2 protein-coding genes are annotated in these 3,441 nt (G+C 71.2%); both read right to left on the bottom strand.

Annotated elements, in window-relative coordinates; translation table 11 throughout:
- Window positions 1–153 precede the first annotated feature (153 nt).
- Complete coding sequence (locus tag ACFWX1_RS35335) at window positions 154–1,812, bottom strand: S8 family serine peptidase (RefSeq protein ID WP_378394139.1); 1,659 nt, start codon at window positions 1,810–1,812, stop codon at window positions 154–156.
- A gap of 26 nt (window positions 1,813–1,838) precedes the next feature.
- Window positions 1,839–3,203: a type VII secretion integral membrane protein EccD gene (gene eccD, locus ACFWX1_RS35330; RefSeq protein ID WP_378394138.1), complete on the bottom strand. Its 1,365-nt coding sequence runs from the start codon at window positions 3,201–3,203 to the stop codon at window positions 1,839–1,841.
- Between the last annotated feature and the right edge of the window lie 238 nt (window positions 3,204–3,441).

The following is a 3,441-nucleotide window of genomic DNA, read 5'->3' as shown; positions in this document are numbered from 1 at the left end:
AGGCCCCCCCCGCGCCCGCGCCCTCACACCCCCCCACCCGGAGTCGCGCGGCCCGCCGCCCCGGGCGCCTGGGCCACACACCCGGGCTGGGGCGCCCCGCCACGGGGTGGGGATCGTGGGGCGGCGCGAGTGCAGTTAGCCCGCTAAACGCGGTCAGGGGGCCTTGCGGGTGTCGTCGGCCGCCGCGCGGTTTCGCCGGATGGTGTGCATGACGAACAGGGTGATCAGCAGGGCCACCAGGCCGCCGCCGGTGCCGGCGAGGGCGACGATGATCGCCGCCTGGTCGCGGTCGTTGGCCGGGGGCAGTGTGGCGACCTGCTGTACCGGCTTGACCGACGGCACACCCTCCTCGGAGGACACACTCGCGGTCAGCGCGGCCATCGGGTCGATCACGCCATGGCCGACGAAGTTGTCGTGCCCACCAGGCGCCGCGGGGTGTTGCGCGGTGTTGATGATCCGTCGCATCACGCCCCTGGCGTCCAGGTTCGGGTACTTCGCCTTGATCAGCGCCGCGACGCCGGCCACGTAGGGTGCCGCGAAGCTCGTCCCCTGGATCGGGGTCGGCTCGGAGTTGCCCTCGATCGTCAGGTTCGCCAAGCCTGTGGAGCCCGCCGCCGGATCCAGGGAGATGATGTCCGTACCCGGCGCCGCGACAGTGGTCCACGGGCCGTTGACGCTGAAGTTCGCGACTCCGCCGGAGGGGTCGATCGCGGCCACGGAGATCACGTCTTCGGAGAACCACGGCGGCGTGACGATCGACCGCGGCTGGTTCGGATTCGTCTGGTCGTTCTGCGGGCACGTCTCTGTCGTGTTGCCCGCCGCCGCGACCACGACGACCTTCTGCTGCACCGCGTAGTGCACCGCGGCCTGCAACTGGCGCTCACCGTCGGAGATCCGCCCGTCGGAGGGACGGCAGTTGTCGACCGACATGTTGATCACGGTGGCACCCTTGGCCACCGCGCGCACCACGGCCTGCGCCAGTGTCGTCAGCTTCCCCGCGGTACCGGCCTGGTCCTGCCCGCGGCCGGGGCCTTTCTGCTCGGGCGAGGTCGTGCCGCCTGGTTGGGCACCCTGCCCGCTGCCGCCGCCGTTCGAGGGCGGGAGCTGTGACTTGGAAGCACCCCCCGACGACGGCGGTGCTCCCGATGAGGCCGGTGGGGATGCGGGCGGGGACGAGGGAGCGGACTCCTTGGTGTCCTTGCCGTAGTTCTGGCTGGACTGCCGGATCGACAGGATGGTGGCGTCCGGGGCGACCCCCTTGAACCCGATGTCCGCCGGGGTGTCCGCGGCGATGATGCCTGCGACCTCGGTGCCGTGACCGTCGCAGTCCTCGAGACCGGGCTGGACGCCGTTCTTCGGGTTGGCGACGTAGTCGCCGCCGCTTTCCACGTTCTTGAGCCAGGGGTGTTTGGTGACGCCGGTGTCGATCACCGCGATCTTCTGACCGCCGCCGACGCTGCCGGTCGCGGCCTTCACGATCTCGTGGAGCTTGTCGATCTGCAGGTATTCCTGGCCCCATGGCCTGTTCTTGGGAATGATGTTCTTGCCGAGGCTGCGCTGCACGCACTGTTTGGTCTGGACGTAGTTCTCGTCCGGCTTGCCAGGGTCCCCGGGCGGCGGCGTGTTGCCGATGGGCGGCGGCGCCGCGTAGTAGCCGCCCTCCGAGGGGGACACGCTGGGCTGCTGCGCCCACACCGGCATCGCCACCATCGGGGAGAGAACCCCGATCGCCGCCACGAGCGTGACCGTCGCGGTCCGCCCGGCGCGGCCGAGCTGCCGGCGCGGCCTGCCGCCATTCCGCGCTACCGCCATCTGAACATCATCCGATCGGGTCGACGTCACTTGAAGTTGAGGTGGCGCAGCGTGGTGTAAAGGTCCATGACGCCGAGCGCGAGCGGGAGCACCGTGGCGATGCAGATCGCCTCGATGATTTCCACCGTCCGCCGAAGCGGCGGGGAGAACCGCTGGTTCGGGAAGATCACACCGACCACCAGTGAGCCCGCCGCCACCAGGATGAGCGCGCCGAAGACGTACAGCACGCGTGCCTGCGGGGTCGCCGTCCACATCCAGCCGAGCAGGATGCCCGCCGCGGAGACCATGCCGGTCGTGAGCAGGGCGATCGCCTGGCTGCCGTTCGCGTACGCCCGCGCGCGAAGCAGCAGCACGAGGCTGGCGACGACGCCGAGGATGATCCCGAACGGGCCGGGCGCGGTCGACGCGATGATCGCGGCGATCGCCGTCGTGACGCCGCAGCCGATCATGAGGCCGGTCATGTAGTTGTGCGCGACGGCCGTCCGCCGCTCGATGGCGCGGTAGTCGGGGAAGCCGGAGTCTTCCTTGAGTTCCTCCGCGTTTCCGGGCACGTGCGGCAGCGGTAGCTTCGCGAGCCAGATCGTCGCCCTCGGCAGAATCGAGATGCAGGCGAGGGCGACGGCCGCGGTCCCGGCGGCGATACCGGGCAGCGGATGCGCGACGAACGTGCCGAACAGGAACGCCAGCGCGCCGAACGCGCCCACCGTCGCGGCCGCGATGAACGTCGTGATCCCGGCGCCGATGACGAGGATGCAGACGGACGCGACGATGAGGACGAGCGCGCAGCCCAGCAGGAGATTCGCCCGCAACGACAACCCGGGCACGATGTAGAACCCGCTGACGAACGCCAGCGGCAGACCGCCCGCGGCGGCGACGAGCACACCGGTCGCCTCGGCCTGGTACGCCTTGGCCAGCGTCGCGCCGACCGCGACGCACGCGATCGCGCCGACACCGCCCGCGATCGCGGCGGCAAGCGCGGTCCCGCCGTAGAACGAGCCGCTCAGGAACAGCGCGAGCGCGGCGGCGACCAGCGCCAGCCCGCCCGCGACGTGACCGAACCGGCGCGCGGTCTCCTTCGTCCATGGCCGGAAGCTGTCCGGTGAGGACTCGGCGATCGCATCGACGACGTCGTCGTACAGCGGGGGCGGCGGGTTCTCGTTGCGCTTGCGCAGTTGCAGCAGCTCACCGTCGATGATGCCGAGCGAGGCGAGCGTGCGGCTGGGGTCGAGGGGTGCGTCGCCGAGCTTCGCGAGCGCCCAGCCGCCGTGGCGGGCGCCGCCGTCGGGCGTCGTCTCCTTGGCCATGTCCAGCAGCATGGGCAGCAAATCGGCCACCGCGACGTCGGCCGGCAGCGCGACGTCGATCCGGGTGCGCGGTGCCACCACCGTCACCCTGCTGAAAACTGTCGTGCCCGTCGCCACTGCACTGCCCCCGCTCTGATGAGACTGCTCCCGGGGGGAACTTATACCGAACCCGGGTGCCGCTATCACCGACTGTCCGAAATTGACCGGCAAAAGTATGCCCTCGCGACGCCGCTCCAGCGCGCTGACCGCCCCGCCCCTGACCTCGCCGCCGGCCGGCGGGAGGGCCCGCCACACGCCCGCGCGGCGCCCCGACCCCCCGCCCCCC

Origin of the sequence: Amycolatopsis sp. NPDC059021 (genome assembly GCF_042739895.1) — a bacterium.
Classification (GTDB): Bacteria; Actinomycetota; Actinomycetes; order Mycobacteriales; family Pseudonocardiaceae; genus Amycolatopsis.
Note: the sequence above shows the minus strand (reverse complement) of the source record. Positions and strands in the feature narration are given on the sequence as shown.